General features: G+C 64.8%; 21 protein-coding genes. 10 read left to right on the top strand and 11 right to left on the bottom strand.

What is annotated here, in order from left to right; genetic code table 11:
• Positions 1 to 7: 7 nt before the first annotated feature.
• The 8 genes from V9L17_RS04445 to V9L17_RS04410 are packed head-to-tail and all read right to left on the bottom strand — an operon-like array spanning position 8 to position 8,292.
• Positions 8 to 1,006 carry a sugar phosphate isomerase/epimerase family protein gene (locus V9L17_RS04445; RefSeq protein WP_337350623.1) on the bottom strand — a complete coding sequence of 333 codons (999 nt, stop codon included), beginning with the start codon at positions 1,004 to 1,006 and terminating at the stop codon, positions 8 to 10.
• A gap of 2 nt (positions 1,007 to 1,008) precedes the next feature.
• Positions 1,009 to 2,133 (bottom strand): Gfo/Idh/MocA family protein, encoded by a 1,125-nt coding sequence (locus V9L17_RS04440; RefSeq protein ID WP_337350622.1) that lies wholly within the window; start codon positions 2,131 to 2,133, stop codon positions 1,009 to 1,011.
• Complete coding sequence (locus tag V9L17_RS04435) at positions 2,118 to 2,816, bottom strand: ThuA domain-containing protein (protein ID WP_337350621.1); 699 nt, start codon at positions 2,814 to 2,816, stop codon at positions 2,118 to 2,120. The genes V9L17_RS04440 and V9L17_RS04435 overlap by 16 nt, the downstream gene beginning before the upstream one ends.
• 49 nt (positions 2,817 to 2,865) lie before the next feature.
• Positions 2,866 to 3,870, bottom strand: coding sequence for a sugar phosphate isomerase/epimerase family protein (locus tag V9L17_RS04430; RefSeq protein WP_337350620.1), 1,005 nt, complete (start codon positions 3,868 to 3,870; stop codon positions 2,866 to 2,868).
• 27 nt (positions 3,871 to 3,897) lie between these two features.
• A complete protein-coding gene (locus V9L17_RS04425; protein ID WP_337350619.1) occupies positions 3,898 to 5,088 on the bottom strand; it encodes a Gfo/Idh/MocA family protein in 1,191 nt (396 codons plus the stop codon).
• Positions 5,089 to 5,118: 30 nt separating this feature from the next.
• Entirely contained in the window at positions 5,119 to 6,024 is a 906-nt protein-coding gene (locus V9L17_RS04420) for a carbohydrate ABC transporter permease (RefSeq protein WP_337345377.1), read from the bottom strand.
• Position 6,025: 1 nt separating this feature from the next.
• Positions 6,026 to 6,964, bottom strand: a complete 939-nt coding sequence (locus V9L17_RS04415) for a carbohydrate ABC transporter permease (RefSeq protein ID WP_337350618.1) — start codon at positions 6,962 to 6,964, stop codon at positions 6,026 to 6,028.
• Entirely contained in the window at positions 6,961 to 8,292 is a 1,332-nt protein-coding gene (locus tag V9L17_RS04410; protein WP_337345375.1) for an extracellular solute-binding protein, read from the bottom strand. Before V9L17_RS04410 ends, V9L17_RS04415 begins: the two co-directional genes overlap by 4 nt.
• Positions 8,293 to 8,524: 232 nt before the next feature.
• Here V9L17_RS04410 and V9L17_RS04405 point away from each other — a divergent pair, with 232 nt between their 5' ends.
• Positions 8,525 to 9,565, top strand: a complete 1,041-nt coding sequence (locus V9L17_RS04405) for a LacI family DNA-binding transcriptional regulator (RefSeq protein ID WP_337350617.1) — start codon at positions 8,525 to 8,527, stop codon at positions 9,563 to 9,565.
• A 50-nt stretch (positions 9,566 to 9,615) separates the two neighbouring features.
• Here the strand turns inward: V9L17_RS04405 and V9L17_RS04400 are convergent, their stop codons facing one another.
• A complete protein-coding gene (locus V9L17_RS04400; protein WP_337350616.1) occupies positions 9,616 to 10,359 on the bottom strand; it encodes a FadR/GntR family transcriptional regulator in 744 nt (247 codons plus the stop codon).
• A gap of 111 nt (positions 10,360 to 10,470) precedes the next feature.
• Between V9L17_RS04400 and V9L17_RS04395 the strand changes: the two genes are divergently transcribed.
• The 6 genes from V9L17_RS04395 to V9L17_RS04370 are packed head-to-tail and all read left to right on the top strand — an operon-like array spanning position 10,471 to position 17,462.
• Complete coding sequence (locus V9L17_RS04395; protein ID WP_337350615.1) at positions 10,471 to 11,733, top strand: ABC transporter substrate-binding protein; 1,263 nt, start codon at positions 10,471 to 10,473, stop codon at positions 11,731 to 11,733.
• Positions 11,730 to 12,716 (top strand): carbohydrate ABC transporter permease, encoded by a 987-nt coding sequence (locus V9L17_RS04390; protein ID WP_337350614.1) that lies wholly within the window; start codon positions 11,730 to 11,732, stop codon positions 12,714 to 12,716. The genes V9L17_RS04395 and V9L17_RS04390 overlap by 4 nt, the downstream gene beginning before the upstream one ends.
• A complete protein-coding gene (locus V9L17_RS04385) occupies positions 12,716 to 13,549 on the top strand; it encodes a carbohydrate ABC transporter permease (protein ID WP_337345370.1) in 834 nt (277 codons plus the stop codon). The genes V9L17_RS04390 and V9L17_RS04385 overlap by 1 nt, the downstream gene beginning before the upstream one ends.
• Positions 13,550 to 13,556: 7 nt before the next feature.
• Positions 13,557 to 14,744, top strand: coding sequence for a mandelate racemase/muconate lactonizing enzyme family protein (locus V9L17_RS04380; protein ID WP_337350613.1), 1,188 nt, complete (start codon positions 13,557 to 13,559; stop codon positions 14,742 to 14,744).
• A gap of 31 nt (positions 14,745 to 14,775) precedes the next feature.
• Complete coding sequence (locus tag V9L17_RS04375) at positions 14,776 to 16,245, top strand: aldehyde dehydrogenase (NADP(+)) (protein ID WP_337350612.1); 1,470 nt, start codon at positions 14,776 to 14,778, stop codon at positions 16,243 to 16,245.
• Positions 16,242 to 17,462 carry a fumarylacetoacetate hydrolase family protein gene (locus V9L17_RS04370; protein ID WP_337350611.1) on the top strand — a complete coding sequence of 407 codons (1,221 nt, stop codon included), beginning with the start codon at positions 16,242 to 16,244 and terminating at the stop codon, positions 17,460 to 17,462. Before V9L17_RS04375 ends, V9L17_RS04370 begins: the two co-directional genes overlap by 4 nt.
• A 49-nt stretch (positions 17,463 to 17,511) precedes the next feature.
• Here the strand turns inward: V9L17_RS04370 and V9L17_RS04365 are convergent, their stop codons facing one another.
• Complete coding sequence (locus tag V9L17_RS04365) at positions 17,512 to 18,636, bottom strand: glycerate kinase (RefSeq protein ID WP_337350610.1); 1,125 nt, start codon at positions 18,634 to 18,636, stop codon at positions 17,512 to 17,514.
• A gap of 153 nt (positions 18,637 to 18,789) precedes the next feature.
• A complete protein-coding gene (locus V9L17_RS04360) occupies positions 18,790 to 19,767 on the bottom strand; it encodes a LacI family DNA-binding transcriptional regulator (RefSeq protein WP_337350771.1) in 978 nt (325 codons plus the stop codon).
• 234 nt (positions 19,768 to 20,001) lie between these two features.
• Between V9L17_RS04360 and uriH the strand changes: the two genes are divergently transcribed.
• The 3 genes from uriH to V9L17_RS04345 are packed head-to-tail and all read left to right on the top strand — an operon-like array spanning position 20,002 to position 23,471.
• Positions 20,002 to 21,063 carry a uridine-preferring nucleoside hydrolase UriH gene (gene uriH / locus V9L17_RS04355; RefSeq protein WP_337350609.1) on the top strand — a complete coding sequence of 354 codons (1,062 nt, stop codon included), beginning with the start codon at positions 20,002 to 20,004 and terminating at the stop codon, positions 21,061 to 21,063.
• Entirely contained in the window at positions 21,064 to 22,491 is a 1,428-nt protein-coding gene (gene uriT, locus V9L17_RS04350; protein ID WP_337350608.1) for a uridine transporter UriT, read from the top strand. It abuts the gene before it with no gap.
• The gene (locus V9L17_RS04345) at positions 22,488 to 23,471 is read left to right on the top strand and encodes a ribokinase (RefSeq protein WP_337350607.1); all 984 of its coding nucleotides are present in this window, start codon (positions 22,488 to 22,490) and stop codon (positions 23,469 to 23,471) included. Before uriT ends, V9L17_RS04345 begins: the two co-directional genes overlap by 4 nt.
• Positions 23,472 to 23,479: the final 8 nt, after the last annotated feature.

Here is a 23,479-nt window from a genome sequence, read left to right as displayed (position 1 = left end):
GCCGCGCCTACACGCGGGCGGGCTGCGCCGGCTGCTGCCGCCCCTGGGCCACCTGGCTGCTGCCCAGGGCGTATCCGCCGGTCTTGGGGAGGACGTGCCGGCGAAGGTAGTCCTGGTTGGTGGCCGAAACACTCAGTCCGTCCCCGCCGTAGTGTTCGGTGCACAGGATCCCCTGGAAGCCGGCGGACAGTGCCATCTTGAAGGCCTCCCGGTAGTTGATGAGGCCGCTTTCCATGGGGGCCGGCATGGCCACATACATGTCGCGGGCCACGTCTTCGTCGCGGAGGTAGTTCTTCATGTGCCAGAAGTTGGCGTACGGCAGGGTTTTGGCCACCAGTTCCCGCCAGTCCTCCACCGGCCGGTGCAGCCGGATCAGGTTGCCAAGGTCCGGGTTGAGGCCCACATTGGGGAGCCCAATGTCCTGGACAAGGCGCACGGAAGAATCTGCGGTGCCCAGGTACGTGTCCTCGTACATTTCGAGTGAGAGCAGGAGGCCCACCTCAGCGGCGTGCCGGCCGAGTTCCCGGAGGCGTGAAACGGCGTTGCCCCAAGTTTCCCGGTCTCCCTCCGGGTCCTTGTGGCCTTCAACCGTCCAGAACCAGAGCTGTTTCTGCTGCTCCGGCGTGATGGCCTGGTGGAGGCCAAAGGAGACAACCTCGCAGCCCAGCTCCGCGGCCGCGTCAATGGTCCGGTGGCTGTACGCCAGGTTGGCTTCCCAGTTCCGCCCGTCAATGACGCTGCGGCGGATGGCGGAGATGGCAGGGGTGCCGATGCCCACGTCCTGTGCCGTCTGCCTGAAGTCAGCCAGCCGGTCCGGGCTGAGGTCGCCGGGCCGGACCCAACTGTCGGTCAGGTCCGCGTTGGCGAACCCGGCGTCCTTGACCTCGGTCAGCACCTCTGCCCAGGCGGAGGGATCAGCATCGTTGATGTGGGTTCCCTGCGCGCTGGTGCCCGGGAAGGGCAGCAGGGCCGCTGTGATGGGCCAGTTTTCGGCGGTGTAGGCCATCCCTAGACCGCTTCCTGCGTCTGGAGCCTGTCCAGATCCTCGGCAAGGACGGTCAGCTCGACGCCCGCAGGCCGTTCCACGGTGCTGCGGATGGCTACCGCCGCGCCGCAGTGGGCTGATTCGAGGACGGATTCCATGACCTCAAGGGCGTGGTAGGCCATGGCGCCGCCCGCGCGGGGTTCGGCACCCGCCGGGGTGGACGCCAGGTCCGCGATGCCGAAGCCGCGCCCGGAGTCAACGTACCCGGCGGACACCGGAAGGGTTTCCCAGTCCTCGGCCCCGAGGGAAAACAGCTGGACGTCGCCGTCGAAGTAGTTGGGATCGGGGACCACCAGGGATCCGCGCTCCCCGTGGATTTCGATGTTCGGCGACTTGGATTTCACGGCGTCGAAGCTCATGAAAAGGGTGGAGAGCGCGCCTGAGGCGTGCACCAGGACGCCCGTGACGTGGGAATCGATGGCAACAGGGACCTTCTCGCCCAAGCGCGGGCCGGAACCGATGGTGCGTTCGTTGCGGGTATGGCTGGCGGCGCCGATGACCGAGACGACGGGACCCAGCAGGGTGACCAGAGCGGTCACGTAGTACGGGCCCATGTCAAGGAGCGGGCCGCCGCCGGGCTGGTAGTAGAAGTCCGGGTTCGGGTGCCACCGCTCGTGGCCCGGGGTCACCATCGTGGCGGAGGCCGAGATAGGTGCGCCGATCAGACCGTCATCGATCGCCTTGCGCGCGGTCTGGATGCCGGTCCCCAGTACCGTGTCAGGAGCGCAGCCGACGGCGACGCCCGCCTCGCGCGCCGCATCCAGCACCTGGCGTGCCTCGGCCGTGGTGGCGGCGAGGGGCTTCTCCCCGTACACGCTCTTGCCGGCGGCGATGGCCTTCAGCGCCACCTCGGCGTGGGCAGCGGGGATGGTCAGGTTCAGGACCAGTTCGACGTCGTCCGCGGCAAGGAGTTCCTCGACGGAAATGGCGCGGACACCTTCGTAGGCATCCGCCACGGCCTGGGCACGTGCGGGGTCCAGGTCCGCTACGGCCACGAGGTCGATCTGTCCGAGTTTGCGGAAGTTCGCCAGGTACTGCGCGATGATGGCTCCGCAGCCAATGATTCCGACTTTCAACGGCTTGCCCACAGCAGGCCCCTTTCGATGATGGTGCGGACATTGGTGTCCTGGAGGATTTCGACCCGGTGGCCGGGGGTGGCAACGAAGATGCGGCCTTTGCCCCACTGGCGGGTCCAGATGGCCGGTGAGGTGACTTCGCGGTTCCACGGGTCCCACTCGCGGACCTTCTGGGTGGTGGTGGCCAGGACGTCGATGTAGTCGTCGGAGAGCACCCAGTACTGCTCGGTGACAAGGTCGAAGTCGGAGATGCCCTGGGTGATGGGGTGCTCCGCGGCCGCCGGAAGCATGTTGACTGTGTAGGGAACGTAGTTGTCCGACTGCTCGCCGACGCACTCGTCCGGGTGCTTGCCGGGGTGGCAGGCGAACTGGCCGCCGATCAGGTGCAGGTAGTCCGAGTTGTTGCGGTACGAATCGGCGATGCCGCCGTGCCAGCCGGCCAGGCCGGTGCCGTTTTCGACGGCGGTCCGCAGCCCGGCGAACTCGTCCTTTTCGATGGTGGTCATGGTCATGCACTGCATGACCAGGTCTACGCCGGCCATGTACTCGGCGTCGGCATAGACCTTGGGGGATTCCTCGACGCGGACGTCGTAGCCGTTGTCCTTGAGGTAGGGGATGAAGAGTTCCGTGGCCTCGTACGGCTGGTGGCCGTCCCAGCCGCCGCGGACCACCAGGGCGTTCTTGCGTTCTGTCATGTCGGGGTTTCCTTTTGTTTGGCTGCCGGCCGGGGCCGGAAAGTATGGGTCAGCGGCTGGAGAAGGCGGCGTCGAAAGCGGCTGCCGGCGGGGCGATGCGGGCGAGGTCCTTGACCAGGGCCAGCGCCTGCGGTGCGCCGACGAGCCGGTCCATGCCGGCGTCCTCCCACTCGATGCTGGTGGGCCCGGTGTAGCCGATGGCGTTCAGGGTGCGGAAAATCCGGTTCCACTGGACGTCCCCGTGCCCGGCGGTGACGAAGTCCCAGCCGCGCCGGGGGTCCGCCCAGGCCAGATGGGAGCCCAGGCGGCCGTTGCGGCCATCGAGCTGGCGGACTGATTCCTTGACGTGCACGTGGAGGATGTGGTCCGCGAAGTCCTGGAGGAACATCACCGGATCCAGGTCCTGCCAGATGAAGTGGGACGGGTCGAAGTTCAGGCCGAAGCTCTTGCGGTGCCCGATCGCCTCCAGGGTGCGCTTGGCGGTCCAGTAGTCGTAGGCGATTTCGGACGGGTGGACCTCAAGGGCGAAACGGACGCCCACCTCGTCGAAGACCTCCAGGATAGGGTTCCAGCGGTCCGCGAAGTCCTGGTAGCCGGCGTCGATCATTGCCTCGGAGGCGGGCGGGAACATCGCCACCGCCTTCCAGATGGACGAGCCGGTGAAGCCTGTCACTGTCTTGACTCCCAGGCGCGCGGCGGCCCGTGCTGTGTCCTTCATGGACTCCGCGGCCCGGCGGCGCACACCCTCTGGGTCGCCGTCGCCCCAGATCTCCGAGGACAGGATGCCCTGGTGGCGTTCGTCGATGGGGTCATCACACACGGCCTGGCCGGTGAGGTGGTTGGCGATGGCGAAGACCTTCAGGTGGTTCTTCTCCAGGATGTCCAGCCGGCCCTGGAGGTAGTTGTCGTCCTCCGCCGCCCGGCGGGGGTCCAAATGGTCGCCCCAGCAGGCGATCTCGAGCCCGTCGAAGCCCCACTCGCCGGCGAGCCGGGCCACCTCCTCGAACGGCAGGTCGGCCCACTGGCCGGTAAAAAGCGTGATTGGTCGTGTCATGGCGTTCCTTCTCCTGTGTTCACGTTCCTAGACCTTCTGCCATTGGCTGGAGTTGGCGGCGCTGGCCTCCACGGCCGCCAGGACCCGCTGGACCTGCAGGGCGTCGGCGAAGGACGGTTCCGGCTGGCGGCCCTCACCGATTGCGGTGACCAGGTCCACCACCTGGTGGGTGAAGCCGTGCTCGTAGCCCAGGCCGTGGCCGGTGGGCCACCAGTTGCCGACGTACGGGTGCTCCGGTTCGGTGACGAAGATTTTCCGGAAGCCGGCGTCCGGGGACTCTGCCGCGTCATAGAAGGACAGGACGTTCATGTCCTCGAAATCGAAGGCGAGGGAGCCTTTGGTGCCGTTCAGTTCCAAACGCATGGCGTTCTTCCGGCCCAGCGCGTACCGCGTGGCTTCAAAGACGCCGATCGCACCCGCGGAAGCGCCGCCGTCGAACTTTGCACTGAAGATGGCGGCGTCATCCACGGTGACCTTCCCGCGGGGCGCATCGCCGCTGAGGTCGCCGTGGCCGCCCAGGCCCACGAGGTCGCCGGCCAGCGGGCGTTCCGGGACAAACGTTTCGAGCAGCGCCGAAACGCCTGTGATGCTCTGCCCGGCCACCCACTGGGCGGCGTCGATGCTGTGCGCACCGATGTCGCCGAGGGACCCGGACCCTGACTTGCTCTTGTCCAGCCGCCAGGTCATGGGGGCGTTGGCATCAGAGAGCCAGTCCTGCAGATACTGCGCCCGGATGTGGCGGATCTCGCCCAGCCGGCCCTGCTCCACGAACCGTTTAGCCAGCGCCAGCGCCGGGGTGCGGCGGTAGCTGAAGCCGCACATGGACATGACTCCCTGCTTGGCGGCGGTCTCTGCAGCGAGGGTCATCCGCTCGGCTTCCTCCACGGAGTTCGCCAGCGGCTTCTCGCACAGCACGTGCTTCCCGGCTTCGAGGGCTGCGATGGCGATCTCGGCGTGGGTGTCGCCGGGTGTGCAGATGTCGATCAGGTCGATGTCGTCGCGCTCGATCAGGCGGCGCCAGTCCGTCTCCACCGAGTCCCAGCCCAGCTTGTCCGCGGCTGCCCTGGCGGCATCGGCGTTCCGGCCGGCGACGGCGGTGAGCTGGGGCTGCAGCGGCAGGTCGAAAAACCGTGGTGCGGTGCGCCAGGCGTGGGAGTGTGCTGCGCCCATGAAGGCGTAACCCACCATGCCGACGCGAAGGGGCCGTGCGGAGGTCATGTGTCTGTCCTTTCGTGAAGTTCCTGGTTGTTACTTGCTGAATCCGGCGGTCAGGCCGCTGAGCAACTGACGGCGGCCCACCACGTACAGCACGAGGATTGGGAGGGTGCTGAGCACCACCGAGGCAAGCACGGCCGGAATGTTGACGCTGTATTCCCCTTGGAAGGTCCACAGACCCAGGGGAAGGACGCGCAAGCCGGGGCTCTGGGTAAGGATCAGCGGCAGCAGGAATCCGTTCCATACGTGCAGGCCGTTGTAGATGGCGACAGTCACGATCGCAGGGCGGGTCAGCGGCAAGGCCAGGCGCCACATGGTCTGCCACTCACTGCAGCCGTCCAGCCGCATGGACTCGAACAGTTCGTTCGGCACATCACGGATGAAGTTGGACAGGATCAGGACCGTCAACGGGATAGCGAAGGCGATGGAAGGGAGCATGAGCGCCAGCAGGCTGTCGTACAGGTTGAGCCGGATGATCATCAGGTAGATCGGGATGATCGTTGCCTGCAGGGGTATGGCCAGTCCCATCAGGAACATGCCGTTGACCATCTTCAGGAACCTGCCCTTGCCCCGGACAATGGCAAATGCGGCCATGAAGGAGACAAGCACCGTGGGGATGACGGCACCGAGTGTGACGATGGTGCTGTTCATGAAGTACTTGGCGAAGTCTTTCTCAAGGACCAGTTGGTAGTTCTCCAGGGTTGGCTCTGTGGGTAGGGCCAACGGATTCTGGCCGAAGTAGCCTGCCTGCGTCTTCAGGCTGGTGATCACTACGTAGTAAACCGGAATGATGATGATGGCCAGCCAGAACCAGCCGCCCAGGCCAGCAGGGACGTTGAGCCGCCTCATCCGGGAACCGAACCCCCGCTTGACGGCGGACGGGTTGGCCCGGGAACCGGCGGGAGTTTCCTCCGCGCTGCTTTTCAGTACAGTGCTCACCCTACATACCTTCCAATTGGCTGCCCTGCTTGTCCTTGCCTCCAAGGCGCTGGAGGAACAGGGCGAGTGCAAGGCCGATGAGTACGAGAATGACGGCGATGACGCTGGCAGGACCCATAAGGTTGGCCCGGAACCCCCGCAGGTACATGTCCAGGGCCAGGATCCGGGTGGAGTTGCCCGGGCCGCCGCCAGTCAGGACGAAGATCAGGTCGAAATACGTCAGGGATCCCACCACCATCAGGGTGGACGAGGTGATGATGGTGTACTTCAACTGCGGGAGGGTGATGTGGAAGAACTGCTTGATAATCCCCGCCCCGTCGATCTCCGCTGCTTCGTACAGTGACTTGGGAATCTGCCGCACTCCACCCTGGTAGATGAGCGTATGGAACGGCACGAACTGCCACGCAATCACAAAGATCACCAGACCCAATGCCAGATGCGGGACTCCCAGCCAGTCCTGGGCCAGGAACGGCAGTCCCAGGCCTGTGGCCAGGCCGAAATTCGGGTCCAGCAGGGCCTTGAAGGCGATCGCGACGGCGGCCGACGAGAGCAGCAGCGGCAAAAAATACAGCACCGCCAGGGCGGCCCGGTAGCGCTGGCTTCCCGCGGTGAAGACCCCCAAAAGGAGGCTGATGGGCGTCTGGACCAACCACGAGGCGATCATGATCAGGAAAGTCAGTCCGAGGGAGCTGTACAGCCCCGGGTCCGCAAGCACCGAGAACCAATTGCCCAGCCCCGCTGAACCGATGGCACCGATGCCGTCCCAACTGGCGAAACTCAGGATAAGGACACCGGCCAGCGGGACGACGGCGAAGACCAGGAAGAAGACCAGGGCAGGAATTGCCAGCCACGCTAGGGCCGTATTTCGCTGTCCGCTTTGCCCAGCTTCAGTTCTGGCGTTGGCCCCGGTCCCACGGGCGGTGGAGACGGCGTTACTCATTTCCCGAGGGTGGCATTCATGTTCTCAGCGAACTGCTGGGGCGTGATCGACTTGAGGAACAGCTGGTCGATGTTGTTCAGCAGGGCTTCGGCGGCGGTGGGGCTCAGTGCCTGGTCCCACGACTGCTGGAAGTTCGGCGCGTTCTTGGCCAGATCGTAGACGAAATTCAGGAAATCCTTGTCTGCCGACGTGTTGAGCTTGTCTTCGATGCCGTTGACAATCGGAACGGATCCGGAATTGATGTAGGTATCGATGACCGTCTCGGTCAGGATGCCGTCCTTGAAGAACTTCTTCGCCGATTCCTTTTCCTTGTCTGTGGCCTTGGAGGAGATCGACATGTACTGCGCTGGGTTCCCCACACCGTTCTTAGGGTCGCCCTTGCCGCCGGCAACGGTCGGGAACTGGACAAAGCCCAGCTTCCCGTCCTGGACGAAGTTCTGGCCGCCCTTCTTCATGGCGCCATAGGTCCACGAACCATGCAGCATCATGGCTGCCTTGCCCGTGAACAGAAGCGCCTGGTCAGCATTGGAGTCAGCGGCGATGGAGGAGAAGCCCTTGATGAAGCCGTCTGCCGAGACGAGCTCCTGGATCTTTGTGCCCGTCTCGATCACGGCCGGATCCTTCCAGGCATTGGGCTTGCCTTCGAAGATCGCCTTGAATACCTCGGCGCCGCCGATTCGGTCGAGCAGGTATTCAAGCCACATCATGGAGGTCCAGCGCGACTGCCCACCAAGGGAGAACGGCGCCACCCCCATGCCATTGAAGGTCTTCACCAGGGACATGACGTCATCCCAGGTCTTTGGCGGCTGGACGCCGGCCTTCGCGAACAGTTCCTTGTTGTAGAACAGGACGATCGGCGCGACGTACTGGTTGGGCAGCGCATAGATTTTCCCGTTGACGGTGGCTGCACCGAAGGAGGCCGGGAAGAACTTCTTCTTCAGGTCCGGATTCTCTTCAAACCAGCCGGTCAGATCGTCTACCTGGTTGGCCTCGGCATAGGTCTTCAGCGTCCCGCCGCCCCAGCCGTAGATGATAGTGGGCGCCTGGCCGGCGCCGATCGCGGTTTTGATCTTGGTTTTGTAGGCATCGTTTTGGAAGTAGGTCACCGCGATCTTGTCGTTGGCGTTGGCCGAACTAAAGGCGTCCACCGCCTTCTGCATCGTGGTCTGGTTCGGTTCGCCGGACAGGTACCACATGGTGGCACCGCCTCCGCCGCTGTTGGAGGTCCCCGGTCCTGACGTTCCACAGGCAGTCGCCGCCATGGCAGCAAAGGGAGTAAGGGCAGCAAGGGCGAGGAAAGAGCGCCGGGAGGACTGGGGTTGCTTCATTGCTTCTCCATCTGAAAGTGCTTCTTTGAGCCATCCGACGGGCGTGGGCCGCCTGATGTGTTTCGAAATGTTTCGGACCCGTGATTTAGGTCACGGTCTAAACTAAGTCCATAAAAGCTGCGCCGTCAAGAGGTTTCGGAAAGTTTCGTACGATCTGTGCAAGTACGCTTGACCCTGACAGCGACGTTCTGAAGAATGCAATTACCGAAACTATCGAAAGGTTGCGAACCTCATGGCACAGAAGACGCGCCAGGCTAAACCGACGCTGGCCACCGTGGCGCGGCAAGCCGGGGTCTCAACACCTACAGTCTCGAAAGTCGTGAACGGCCGTGAGGACGTTGCGCCGGCCACACGCGCCCGCATCTTGGCCGCGCTGGAACAGGCAGGGTACCAGTCGCCACTGCAGCGACGTGCAGCCGGAGAGACAGGCACGGTCGTTGAGGTGGTCATCGACGTGCTCGATTCCGCCTACATGGTTGAGGTTCTCAATGGCGTACTGCAGTTTGCTGCGGGTGCCGACGTCGAGATTTTGGTAAGCGTCACAGGCGCGGCGCCGATGGGCCAGCGCAGCCCCGAACGTCGCGCACAGCGCATGCTGGACGAGGGCAGGGCGGGAATGATCGTGGTGACGTCCGCTTTCAGCGAGGCCCAGCTGCATGCGTTCCGGCGCCGGCATATTCCCGTCGTCGTGATTGATCCGCTCAATGCGCCCTCGGCCGACGTGGTCAGCGTAGGAGCGACCAATTGGGCCGGTGGCAAAGCAGCGACAGAACATTTGCTGGAGCTGGGGCATCGCCGCATCGCCTACATAGGCGGCATCGAGGGGGCGGAATGCAACCAGGCACGGCTCCACGGCTACATGGCCGCGCTAATGGCCCGGGGCGTGCCCATTGATCCCCAGTACATTATTTCCGGGGGTAGGTTCCGAAGGGAGAGCGGCATAACGGGGCTCAGGGCGCTGCTCAAGCTGGACCATCGCCCCACGGCAATCTTTGCCGGAAGCGACAGCATTGCGCTGGGTGTTATCAGCGAAGCAGGCCACCACGCCATAAATATTCCTGAGGACCTCAGCCTTGTGGGCTTCGACGGAACAAAGCAAGGCGAGGAATCCACACCGGCGCTGACATCAGTTGCCCAGCCACTGGAGGAAATGGGGCGCGCAGCGCTGCGTGCCCTGCTCCGCCAGGCCCGCGGGGAAGTCCCGGATTCCCACCGCGTCGAACTGGCTACCCATGTAATCGTCCGCGATTCAACGGCACCACCCCCGGCGTAAGCGCCGCACCAAGCCACAGGGGGGCCTCAGCGCATCAGGGGTCGGGGTCACTAACGGTCTGTTGATCCGTCAGTGCTGAAGCTGGGGCGGGCAACCGGCTCATCAAACACGGGCTCTCCGCTGGTGAGGTCTACGTCGGACTCCCGAATCGCATATTTCATGGCCGCTTCTGCCGCTTGGGGGTCGCCCGCTTCGACCGCATCGAGCACCCGACGATGGTCCGGGACCGGATCGAGCCAGGCCGCGCCGGGATGGTGCTGGATCCTGTTTCGGGCATTAAGGGCGTGCACAATGACCACGTCAAGACGCATCATCAGTTCGTTATGCGTCGCCCGCAGCAGGTGCAGGTGGAAGTCCTGGTCCGCCGCAGCGAGCCGTTCGACGTCATGCCCCGCCATCTCGAACTCGGCGAACGATCGCCTCAGCGCCTCAATATCTTCCGGCTTCCGATACTGTGCAGCCAGCTTCGCTGCGGCCGGTTCAATGACGTCCCGCAACTGCGAAAGCTCCGCCAGGAGACGGTCATCGTCCCGCCGTGCGGAGCGCCGCCACATAATGACGTCGCTGTCCAGCAGCTTCCAAGCCTTACGGTCGTTCACGATCGTTCCGCGCTTTGGCCAGGAGTCGATAAGCCCCTTCTCGCGGATAACGCGCAAGGCCTCCCGGATAGCGGTTTTGCTGACCCCGAACTCGGGCTCGAGGGAGTCGACGTCGATCCGGGTTCCCGGAGGGTAGTCGCCCCGGACGATGCGGAGCCCAAGCATGTCAACGAGGCCCGAGTGCAGATTGGTCATGCAGACAACTTTACCCCGCTTCGCGTCCACTATTGCCTTTATACCTATTATTAGTAATATAAGTATTGATGTGGCGAAGGTCACCACACGATTGCTTACGAAGGAGTAGCTATGTCATCACGCCTATCCCGCCCCTCGAGAACGATTTCGATCCTTGCCGTCCTGGCAGCGGGCGCCACGGCACTCGCTGGATGTTCGCCGGCATCCAACGGCTCGTCGGCCAGCCCGGAGCCTGCAACCATTACCTTTGCGGCTTCGACGCTCGGTGACCCGGGCCGTGGGCCCGGCCTGCAGAAGCTGATTGATGAGTACAACGCCAGCCAGGACACCGTCACGGTAGAACCGGCATCAGTGCCATACCCCAGTTTCGGCCAGACCGTACTGACACAGATGGGCGGCGGTGAAGGTCCGGACCTGGTCCGCTTCGACATGCCGGAATTCTCGACGGCAGCGTCCTCCGGCCTGCTCGAGTCCCTCGACGACAAGATCGACGCGGAAAAGTTGAAGCTCATTCCCGGCCCGGACAAGTACCTGACCGTCGATGATCACCGATACGGCGTGGTCTTCGAGAACTCGAACTACGGCATGTTCTACAACAAGGACCTCATCCCCGAAGCCCCAAAGACATTCGAGGAGTTTGTCCAGACGGCCAAGGACACCACCAAGGGCGATGTCTACGGTCTCGCCTTCCGGCAAACTCAGGCGGAAGAGGCCGGCGTCTGGCAGGACATCTTCAACTACGTCCTTGGCTTTGGGGGTGACTGGTCAGACGGCGAAAAGCTCACCCTCGACTCGCCGAAGGTGATTGATGGCCTGGAAGCGTACAAGCAGCTCTACGACGCGAACGTCATTCCGAAGGGCGCCGACGCCGCTACGTTCCGCAAAATGTTTGCCAACGGCAAGGTCGGGATGGAACTCAACAACGGCGGCTACGTGACGGCCACCAAGTCTGCCAACGCGAACCTCAACTTCAGTGTGGCCCGCATTCCGTTCCCGGAAAAGAAGCAGGGGGCATTGCTGGCTCCAATCACCGTCAATGCCAACAGCAAGCACAAGGATGCGGCGCTTGACTTCATCAACTGGATGCTCCAGCCCGCACAGCAGGTCAAGCTCCAGGAAGTGCTCGGCGCCAGCAGCGTGGCAACGCCGACAGAGCGCAGCGCCGAAAGCCTCCAGAAGTTCCCGTTCCTTCCGACGCTTGATGAGCTGACCGACTCGGGAGTCCCTCAGATCGTGAACGGTTTCGGTCCGCAGACTGCAGACATCCGCCACATCGTGGTAACCGAAGTGCTGACCGCACTCCAGGGCCAGCAGGATATGGCGACTGCGATGGAGAAGGCACAGAAGCAGGCGGAGGAGCTGGTCGGGCGATGACAGACCAAAGCAAGGGTCCGCGCCTTCTGGCGCGGCCCCCTGGGCCGGCTGGGACGCCGGCCCCCGACACCCGTCGCACAGGAAGCAAGCGACGCCGCAGGAGCCCGGCCGGGAGCCCTTGGACCCCGTACCTCTTTCTTGCCCCCGCAGCCCTTTACATCATCGTCTTCCAACTGGTCCCGCTCCTGCAGGAGGTTTGGCTCAGCTTTACGAGGACCACCCTGCTCAACCCAAACAACAACATCTGGGTCGGGCTGGCGAACTACCAGTCCGTCCTGGCAGACCCCGGGTTCCGCCAGACCCTGCTCACCACGCTCATCTACGTCACGGCATGCGTCATCGGCGCAGTGGGCCTTGGCCTGCTCGTAGCCCTCCTGCTGAACGGCCGGTTCCCTGGCCGGGCGGTCGCCCGCTCGCTGGTCACCGTGCCCTGGGCGGCACCTGGAATTGCCGTCGCACTCATTGCGACATGGATGTTCAACCCGCAGTTCGGCATCCTCACACGCCTACTTCGGGGACTAGGAATCGACCCGGGTCCCAACGGTATCCTCGACAACCCCAGGCTGGCACTCGCGGCAATCCTTGTCACCACAATCTGGCAGCTGGTGCCGTTCGTGGCGGTCGTGCTCCTCTCGGCCCTGCAAGGCGTTCCGCAGGAGCTGGTGGAAGCCGCCCAGGTCGACGGAGCAGGACGCTGGATGATCTTCCGGGTGGTGACCTGGCAGGTTCTGAAGCCGACGATCGGTTTGGTCGCGGTACTGATGACCATCTGGTCACTGCGCCGCTTCGAGCTGATCTGGCTGATGACCCGCGGCGGACCCCTGGGCTCTACGCGCACCCTCGTGATCGACCTCTACGCCCAGGCGTTTGAATCAAAGCAGCTGGGGACGGCCGCGGCCATCGGCATGGTGGGCATTGTCATCTCCCTGATCGTCATCGCCGGCAGTCGATTCGTCGCCCGCGCGGCCGCCAAGGAGGCATAATGCGCCGCATACGTTTGGGAGTGACGGCCCGTACCCTCGCCGTTCTCTTCGTCCTCGGGATTTCAATTTTCCCCATCTACTGGATGTTTGTGACCGCTCTGGCCCCTGACGAGGCCCTTTTCGGGTCATCATCAATAAACCTGCTTCCCGACTTCTCCCGCTTCGGCGTCTTCGCAGATGCACTGGCGGACGGCCAGGTGGTCGGCTGGCTGCTCAACAGCTTCATCGTTGCAGCCGGGACAACTGTCCTGTCTATCGGACTGGGTATCCCCCTCGGCTATGCCCTGTCGAGGTTCACTTTCCGCGGCAAGGCCGTAGTTGGGCTGGCGCTGCTGTTCACGCAGATGCTCCCCGAGGCGCTGCTGGTTGTTCCGTTGTTTGCTATCTTCCGGCGATTCGACCTGCTGAACTCGCTGCACGGGCTGATCCTGGCCGACACCGCATTCACACTGCCCGTGGTGGCACTGATTCTCAAGGGGGCCATAGATGGCGTTCCCCGCGAGCTGGACGAGGCCGCGAGGGTCGACGGCAGCCGTCCGCCCACCGTCCTCGCCCGCATCATCCTGCCACTGATAGCCCCGGCGATAGCCGCCGCCGCAGTGATCGCCTTCTTCAGCGCCTGGAACGAGTACGTCTTCGCGGTCACCTTCGTGTTCGACAAGTCCCTGCAGCCGGCCTCAGTCGGTGTCGCCGGGTTCATCGGTGAGCAGGACACCTCTATCCAGACCATCATGGCCGTCGGCCTCCTGTTCACGCTGCCGGCCGTCGCCTTCTATCTGTTCGCACAACGATATGTCGTCAGCGGGATGACCGCGGGCGCTGTTAAAGGATGATCCACGAATGAAAATCACCAACCTCGACACCGTCGTTGTCGACTTTTACCGGACGAACCTCATCTTCGTCCGGCTCAGCACCGACGAGGGACTCACCGGCATCGCCGAGGCAACCCTCGAAGGCCAGGAACACGCGGTCCGCGGCGCCGTCGCCGTGCTCGCCGACGCGGTCCGCGGCAAGGACCCCACCCGGATCTCCCAAACCATTTACGAGCTCAACCGCGATGCCTACTGGCGTGGAGGGCCCGTCTCGATGACAGCGCTCAGCGCCCTCGAAATGGCGATGTGGGACGTCTCTGCCCGCGCGCTTGGCGTCCCTGTCCACCGCATGCTGGGTGGACAGGTCCGCGACAGAGTTCGGGCCTATGCCAACGGCTGGTTCTCCGGAGCCAAAACGGCTGAGGACTTCGCCGAGGCCGCCGTCCAGACGGTCGCCCAAGGCTTCCGCGGACTCAAGTGGGATCCATTCGAAGCCGCTGACCTCACCCTCGAACCGCGGGATCTGCGGCGCATGCTCGAGCCCGTCGCCGCTGTCCGCGAGGCAGTGGGGGACGACGTGGAGCTGTTCATTGAAGGACACGGCCGGTTCGATGTCCCGACAGCCATTCGGGTCGCACGCGAAATCGAGCAGTTCCAGCCGGTGTTTTTCGAAGAACCATGCCCGCCGGACGGGATCGATGCGCTCCTGGAGATACGCTCCAAATCGCCGGTACCGATCGCTGCCGGGGAACGCTGGTTCGGACGCAACACCTTTGTCCCCGCCCTCTCACGGAACGCGGTGGACTACATCCAGCCCGATGTCACGCACGCCGGCGGGCTCCTGGAGCTGTCGTTCATCTCTACGCTCGCGGCGGCCCATTACATTCCGTTCGCACCGCACAACCCGAGCGGACCACTCAGTACCGCGGCCACCCTGCAGTTGGGCGCGATGCTGCCCAATTTCCGCTACCTGGAAATCATGGCCTCGGACGTGCCGTGGCGCAGCGAGATCTCCAACGAGCGCCTCCAGCTGACCGGGGAGGGTGACATCCTCATCCCCGAAGGCATCGGCCTGGGCATCGAACTCGACTTCGAAGCGATCGCCGAACACCCGTACACGCCGCACCCGATGCGAATCTTCCATGATGCCGTCGCGGACATCCGCCCTCCGGATGCCCGCTCCTACTTCAACCTTGAGCGCACACCGGCCATCTGAGCAACGGGAGAACCCCCGGAAGGAACAAGCGATGACCACATCACGCGATGAGACACAGAACCGTATCGTTACCGCCCACAGCGCCTATGAGCAGGCCAGAGACCTCGCGCCGCAAGTACGCGCCCGCTGGCTGGAAGAGGTCGCCTCCGCGTTGGAAGCCCACGCTGACGAGCTGGTCACCTTGGGACGCCAGGAAACGCACCTGGAAGAAGGACGGCTCCGCTCGGAGCTCAGGAGGTCCGTGTTTCAACTTCGGCTGTTCATGGCCGAAATCACCCAAGGTGAACACCTTGAAGCAACCATTGATCACGCCGACCCATCGTGGGGTATGGGCCCGCGACCGGACATCCGGCGACTTTCCGTGCCGCTGGGTGTGGTTGGTGTTTTTGGGGCCTCAAACTTCCCGTTTGCCTTCAGCGTCATGGGCGGCGACAGCGCATCTGCCCTGGCAGCGGGCTGCGCCGTCGTACACAAGATCCATGAAGGACATCTGCACTTAGCCGTGCGGACCGGTGCCGTAGTTCAGGAAGCGCTCGAACGGGCCGGCGCGCCCGTTGGCCTTTTTTCCACGGTCGTAGGCCGCGAGGCAGCGGAACTGCTCGTTGACCATCCACTGGTGAAGGCCATCGGATTCACCGGATCGACGGCCGGCGGGAGGGCCCTCTTCGACCGGGCCTCCAGGCGCCCTGCTCCCATCCCGTTCTACGGCGAACTGGGCAGCATCAACCCGGTCTTTGTCACCGAACGGGCATGGAGCGCCAGGCGCGAGGAGATCCTTGCCGGCTACGCCACGTCCTTCACCATGGGCATGGGCCAGTTCTGCACGAAACCAGGGCTGCTGTTCGCACCGTTCACCGACGGCGACGAAGTCGCCGGGATTCTTCGCCGGGAACTGGCCTCGAAATCCGCACACCCCCTCCTCAGCCCGAAGTTGCGGGAGGGGTACGACAAAGCACTGAACACGGTCCGGGCTACTCCCGGCGTTGAAGTCCTGGTGCCCGGGGACGAATCGGAGGCACCCCGGCCCACGATCCTGCTCACGACCGCTGATGAAGTCCGCCGGCGCCCGGAAATCCTGGAACGCGAGATGTTCGGCCCCGCCACATTGGTGATCGCGTACAGGCCAGGGACAGACCTGGTCTCGCTTGCCCGCCTCCTGGAGGGGCAGCTGACGGCCACGGTCCACGCGGATCCCGACGAAGATGCCACTGAGTTGGTTACGGAACTGAGGGAGCGGGCTGGTCGCCTGGTCTGGAACGCCTGGCCAACGGGGGTGACGGTAACCTATGCGCAGCACCACGGAGGCCCCTACCCCGCCACCACAGCGACCACCACGTCCGTCGGAACCGCAGCGATCGGCCGCTTTATGCGCCCTGTTGCATACGACTCCTTCCCGCCCGCGCAATTGCCCGAGCCACTGCGGGACGACAACCCTTGGGGCATCCGGCGGCGGGTCGACGGACTCTACGAATCAGCCACTGCAGGTGAAAAAGCCAAATGATCAACATGACCTCACAGCAAATGGTTCCGACTGACTCCCAAGAAGCAGTCCTCATCGGCCGCGTCTGGGACCCCGCCTCCGGCGGTCCAAGAGTGGTCTGTGTCCGGAGCGAAGATGTTTTCGATCTGACCCCCGAAGTCCGCACGGTCGCTGAGCTCATGGACCACGAGAACCCACTGGAGCTTGTTCTCAATACGGCCGCCACCCGCCGTTGGAGCCTCGCGGAATTAACAGAGGCTTCGCTGGACCGGGACCGCAGCCGGCCCCACCTGCTTGCCCCCATTGATCTTCAGGTGATCAAAGCCTGCGGCGTGACGTTCGTTGAGAGCATGATCGAGCGTGTCATCGAGGAGCGCTGCGGCGGCGATTTCAACCGCGCCGCGGAAGTCCGCCAGGCTGTCGCCCAAGCCCTCGGCAGCAGCCTGGAGTCCGTACGTCCAGGATCAGAGCAGGCCCGGGAGGCCAAGCGGTTGTTGGGTGCCCAAGGCATGTGGTCACAGTATTTGGAAGTCGGGCTAGGCCCCGATCCGGAGGTATTCACCAAAGCACCCGTCCTTTCCTCCGTGGGTTTCGGTGCCGACGTAGGGATCCCCAGCTTCTCCTCGTGGAACAACCCCGAACCTGAGCTCGTCCTCATCATCGACTCCGCCGGCCAAGTCCGGGGCGCAACGCTTGGTAACGACGTCAACCTGCGGGATGTGGAAGGCCGCAGCGCACTCCTGCTCGGAATGGCGAAGGACAACAACGCATCCTGCGCCATCGGCCCACTGATCCGGCTCTTCCACCAGGACTTCACACTCGAGTCCCTACGGACCGAAGAAATCACCCTCACTGTAGAAGGCCGGGACGGCTACCAAATGGCGGGGCGCAACAGCCTGGCCCGCATCAGCCGCCCCTTCGAAGAACTCATCAGGGCAGCCCGCGGAAACCATCACCAATACCCCGATGGCTTCGCCCTCTTCACGGGAACACTCTTCGCCCCCACCCAGGACCGCGACACCGAAGGCCTCGGCTTCACACACAAGAACGGCGACATCGTCACCATCAGCAGCCCGCGGCTCGGGACGCTCGTCAACCAAACGCAGCGGACCGAGGACATAGAGCCGTGGACCTTCGGGATTGGGGCGTTGTTCAGCTATCTCTCTCAGCTGGCGACGGGCACCCCCGCAGGCGTTGCCGGCGCAGCTCCAGAGCAGGTGGATAACGCGGCCCGGTGAACGACTCGACCCGGCACGAGGGCAGCCATCCAGTCCTGGCGTTGGACTGTTAGGCCCCTTCGAGCACCTGTGTGGTGGCCCAGGTGAGGTACTTGGCGGCATTGGCGAAGGCGTCTTCCGGGCTCGCCGCGACATCGAGGAGCTGGGCAGCGGCCACCACGCCGTGCTTGGCGAGGTCCTCCTGCGTCACCAGGATGCGTCCGGCCACCACAATGACCGGGATGCCAAGTTCACGGGCGGCGTCGGCAAGCGCGATGGGCGCCTTCCCGGTCAGGGACTGGGAATCCATGGAACCCTCACCGGTGATCACCAGGTCCGAGACCCCCAGCTGCTCGGCGAGACCGGTGAGCCCGGCCACCAGCGCGAAGCCGCCTTCCAGCTTGGCGTCGGTGAAGGCCAGGAACGACGCCGGAAACCCGCCTGCCGCGCCCGCGCCCGGAATGTTGACGTCCCGGCCGGTCGATTCCCGCAGCACTGATGCCCAGTTCCGCAGGCCGGCGTCGAGCAGTTCAACGGCGCCTGCGTCGGCGCCCTTCTGCGGGCCGAAAACGTGGGCGGCACCCTCGGGCCCGTACAGCGGGTTCCGGACGTCCACGGCGATCCGAAACTGCACTGCGGACAAACGGGGATCCAGCTCTGAGGTATCCAGAGCGACCACGTCGGCGAGCGACCCGCCACCGAGCGGCACTACGTTTCCGGCGGAGTCCAGCGGCTTGAGGCCGAGCGCGCGCAGGGCGCCGCTGCCGCCGTCGGTCATGGCCGAACCGCCAAGGCCCAGCACGATTTCCGTGGCCCCGGCATCCAGCGCCGCAGCCACCAACTGCCCGCAGCCGTAGCTGTGGGCCCGCAGCGAGTTCTCGGGGGTGGGCTCCATTTCGGCCAGCCCGGACGCTTGCGCCGTCTCGATCACGGCGGTGGCGCCGCCGAAGGCGGTTTTGCGGACGGCCCACGCTGCCCCGACGGGAGCCAGGATGGGGCCAACCACTGCGTTAAGCCGCTCTTCGTAGCCCGCCGAGACGGCCGCCTCCAAGGTTCCCTCGCCGCCGTCGGCCACGGGGAACTGGGTGGCCACTGCGTCCGGGTAGACGCGCAGCGCCCCTTCGGCGATGGCGGCGGCCGCCTCGGCGGCCGTCAGCGAGCCCTTGAACTTGTCCGGAGCAATGAGAATGCGCATGCGGTCCATCATGCCAGCCACGCTCCGGAACGCGCTTGCCAGATCCGTAATACGGACGCGTACTCGGCCGGCTCCCCAACTAGGTAGCAGCAGATGTCGTTTTCAGGGCTCAAAACGACATCTGCTGCTACCTAGTTGGGTGGGGGGGAACAGTCAGGCCGTGGAGCCGCGCACCACGAGGGAGCTCGCCAAGGTCAGCTGGGCCTGTTCCAGCGGCCGGCCCTCCATGAGGGCCCGCAGCTGCTCCCCTGCCTTCTGGCCCAGCGGCGTCGCAGGCAGGTGCACGCTGGTAAGGCCGGGATTGCTCGTGGCGGAATACGGGAGGTCGTCAAAGCCGGCAACGGCAAGCTGGTGGGGAATGCGGACGCCTGCCACCCGGGCCTCCTGCAGCACACCGTAGGCGTGGGTATCGGTACCGCAGACGACGGCGGTCACCCCGGCCCGCTGCCAAAGCGGCCACGCCTGCGTGAAGGCGGCCGCTGCCGCACCGACGTCGATCGTGGTGCTGATTATGCAGCCGGAAGGCACCGAGATCCCCCGCAGTGCGGCTTCTTCCAGGAAGGCAGTGCGCCGGACATCGAAGGTGGCGGTGCCGGTCACGCTGTCCACGTAGGCCACCGTCCGGTGCCCGGCCTCGGCCAAATGGGCTGCCAACTGGCGTGCCCCGGAGGCCACGTCAAGGTTCACTGAGGGCGCGTACGACTCCAGCCCGGGGGCGTCGAGCAGCACCAGCGGCCCGGCAGCCGAGAGGTCCTCAAGGAAGTCGGAGTTCGGGGCGTCCACGAGAAGGCCGGCCGGGCGCAGTGCCATCAGCTTGCGGACGTCGTGGGCCTGGGGAAACTCGCCTGCATCCGTCACGGACAAAAGGAGCTGGTAGTCCGCGCCCAGGGATTCCCTGACTCCGGCGATGACCTTGGCGAAGAACGGGTTGGAGATATCCGGCGCCACCAGGATGACAATGGAGCTCACGCCCTTGGCGAGCGAGCTGCCCACACTGTCCACCACATAGCCAAGCTCAGCGATCGCGTCCCGCACGCGCGTGATGTTGTCCTCGGATACGCGGCCCCGGGTTTTGCCATTGGCCACCAGGGAAACAGTCGCCGTCGAGACGCCGGCCCGGGCGGCAACCATGGCTGCCGTGACCCGCGCTCCCCGGCCCGGCTGCTGCTGGGTGTGCTCCGCGGTTTCCATACCTCGATGGTAGTCGGCGCTGGCGGCCCACTCGGCGTCACCAGACACCCCAAGGCATCAAGCGCTTGACTCAATCTACGTTAAGCGCTTGACGCACTGGCGTCGCGGATGCCATGATCTCTCTTGATTGCTTTAGCGCCCTGCCGGTGCCCCGCCCTGGCAGGCCCCAATGACGTGGAGACAAACGTGGACCCCAACCCCGCCACCCCCGGCCGCAAAAAGATCATCCTGGATTGCGACCCGGGCCATGACGACGCCGTGGCGATGCTGCTCGCGCACGGCAACCCGGATATCGAGCTCCTGGCTGTTACCACCGTGGTGGGCAACCAAACCCTCGAAAAAGTCACCCGCAACGCCCTGTCCGTAGGGACTATCGCCGGCATCACGGGTGTTCCGTTCGCCGCCGGCTGCGACCGGCCGCTGGTGCGCACCATCGAAACAGCGCCGGACATCCACGGCGAAAGCGGCATGGATGGCCCCGCCCAGCCCGAGTCCGCCATCGAGCTGGACCCCCGCCACGCCGTCGACCTCATCATCGATACCGTCATGGCCCACGAACCGGGCACCGTGACCCTGGTCCCCACCGCCGGACTGACCAACATCGCCATGGCTGCCCGCAAGGAACCGCGCATCGTGGAGCGTGTCAAGGAAGTGGTCCTCATGGGCGGCGGCTACCACGTAGGCAACTGGAGCGCCGTGGCTGAGTTCAACATCATCATCGACCCCGAGGCAGCGCACATCGTGTTCAACGAAAAGTGGCCCGTGGTGATGGTGGGCCTTGACCTCACCCACCAGGCACTCGCCACCCCGGAAGTCGTGGCGAAGATCGACGCAGTGGGCACCAAACCGGCGAAGTTCGTGATGGAACTGATGGAGTTCTTCACCCGGACCTACAAAGATGCCCAGGGCTTCGACTACCCGCCAGTGCACGACCCCTGCGCCGTGGCCTACGTGATCGACCCCAGCATTGTCACCACGCGCAGGGTGCCCGTTGACATCGAGCTCCAGGGCAGGCTGACCCTTGGAATGACGGTGGCTGACTTCCGCGCACCTGCTCCCGCGGACTGCAACACTTCGGTCGCCGTCGACCTGGACCACGGACGGTTCTGGGACCTCGTCACCGACGCGCTCATCCGGATCGGCGAACCGCTCACCGGCGAGAAGGGAACCAACGCCAACGCGGCCGACGTCGAACGCCAGGAACGTGCCCAGGTCACCATCGGAGGGATCAAGTAAATGACCGCCACACTCACCGAAACCAAGACTTCCCGCGGCAACGTCACCGCCCTCATGGTCGCCCTGCTGGCAGCCTGCGTGGCATTCCAGCTCAACGCCTCCATGCTCAGCCCCGCCTTGGTCACCATGGGCAACGAACTGAACACCGACCAGGCCGTCATCGGACTGTCCCAGACCTGGTTCTTTACTGCGGCCGCACTGTTCTCACTCTTCCTGCCGCGCCTGAGCGACATCATCGGCCGCAAGAAGATCCTGATCGGCATGATGCTGCTGATGGCGGTCGGTTCCGTCATCGCGGCACTGGCCCCGGACGTCACGTGGCTGTTTGTGGGCCGCATCATCCAAGGCGTCAGCGGCCCCACCGTGCCGCTATGCCTCATCATGCTGCGCTCCGCCGTCGCCAACCCGCGCAAGTACGGCACGCTTATGGGCCTCATCACTGCAGTCAACGGCGGAGTGGCGGGCGTTGACTCCTTCGTGGGCGGTTACTTCGCCGAGCACTACGGCTTCCGCAGCATCTTCTGGCTGATGGTGGTCCTTGCAGTCGTAGCCACTGCCCTGATCGCCTTCCTTGCCGGCGAAAGCAAACCGGCTGCCGGAACCAGCATGGACTGGCTGGGTGTGTTCTTCATCGTGGTGGCCGTCGGCGCACTGCTCACGGCCCTGAACGAAGGCTCCAAGCTGGTGGGCGCGTTCTCGGCGGGCACCCTCATCCTGGCCATCGGCCTGGTGGCCGTTGCCGCCGTCGCGTTTTATGCGTTCTGGACGGTGGAAAAGCGGGCGAAGGAGCCCATGGTGGAAACCGTTCACCTGCGCCAGCGCTCCACGTGGGCGCCGCTGCTGACCACTACCCTGACCATGACCGGCATCTTCGCCGTCATTAATGGCATCATTCCCGCCTACGTGCAGGCCGCGGCTCCCGGGTTCGGCGTGGGCCCCACCGAAATGTCGCTCATCATCCTTACGCCGTACGCCCTTCTCGGCTGGGTGGTGGGACCCCTCAGCGGCAAGCTGGCACCCGTGTTTGGTTACACCAAGGTGCTGCGCATCGGCATGCTGGGCAGCGTCGCGGCCCTGGCCATCATCGCGTTCTTCGGGCTCAGCAGCCTGCCGCTGATGATCGCCGGAACGGTCTTGCTGGGCATCATGTACGCCGGTACGGTCAACATCATGCTCAACGGCCTCGGTGTGGTGCTCTCCCCTGCCGGCAACCCCGGCTTCCTGCCCGGCATGAACGCAGGGGCCTTCAACCTCGGTGCCGGCCTCAGCTTCCTGGTGCTCCCTGCCGTGCTGGTGGCGACGTCGGCGCTCGGGGACGCAAAGGCTTCCTACCTGACCGTCGTGGTCACCGGGCTGGTCATCACGGTTGCGGCGTTTGCGGCCTCGCTCCTGATCCCGAAGCCGGTTGAGGCTGAGGTGGCCGAATGAGCACCGGAACCGCAGGCACCGCCGTCGAAAAGACCGGCCGGATCGTCGTCGTCGGGTCCCTGAACGCGGACCTGACCATCTACTGCGAGCGGCTCCCGCGGCCGGGCGAAACGGTGCACGGCACCGGCTTTGCCGTCAATCCCGGCGGCAAGAGCGCCAACCAGGCCGTTGCGGCGAGCCTGCTGGGCGGCTCCGTGAGCCTCGTCGGCGCCGTGGGGAATGACGCCAACGGCGAGATGCTTCTGACGTCCGCGGCCAGCGCCGGCGTGGACATTTCGCGGGTTCGCTCGTCCGCGTCCGAGGCTACGGGTGTGGCTGTCATCGCCGTCGACGAAAACGGCGAGAACAACATCATCATCTCCGCCGGCGCCAACGGCACGCTGTCCCCCACGGACGTCGCGGCGTCAGCGGAGGAGTTCGACGGCGCCGCGGTGGTCTGCCTCTGCCTGGAAGTCAGCCCAGAAACAGTGGAAGCCGCAGCGCGGGCCGGGCGCGACGCCGGCGCCACCGTGCTGCTGAACCTCTCGCCGTACGCGACGATCAACCGCGAACTGACGGAACTGACGGACGTCCTGTTGGTCAACGCCCACGAGGCGTCGCTTTTCCTTGGCTCAGGAGGGATGCCGGATGCCGCAGCGGACGACGCCGACTGGGACCGGATCCGGGTCCGGTTCGCCGAGCGCGGGCTGCTCAAGGTCCTTCTCACCCTCGGCGCGGAAGGTTCCGTGGTCCTGGACTCAGAGACGGCCGGTCCGAAAGTCACGAAGATTGCGCCAACAGCGGTCAAAGCTGTGGACACCACCGGCGCCGGGGACGCGTTCACGGGGGCCGTGGCCGCACGCCTGGCCGCAGGCCAGCCGCTGGCGGCTGCTGCCCGGTTCGCCTCGGTGGCGGCTGCCCTGGCCACCACGCGCAAGGGCACGCAGGCTGCCTACGCGGACATCGGAGACGTGGAGCGACTGCTGGATCCCCGGAACTAGGGCCGCGG

This window comes from Pseudarthrobacter sp. CCNWLW207, assembly GCF_037203945.1.
Taxonomy (GTDB): domain Bacteria; phylum Actinomycetota; class Actinomycetes; order Actinomycetales; family Micrococcaceae; genus Arthrobacter.
This window is presented reverse-complemented; position numbering and strand designations above follow the sequence as displayed.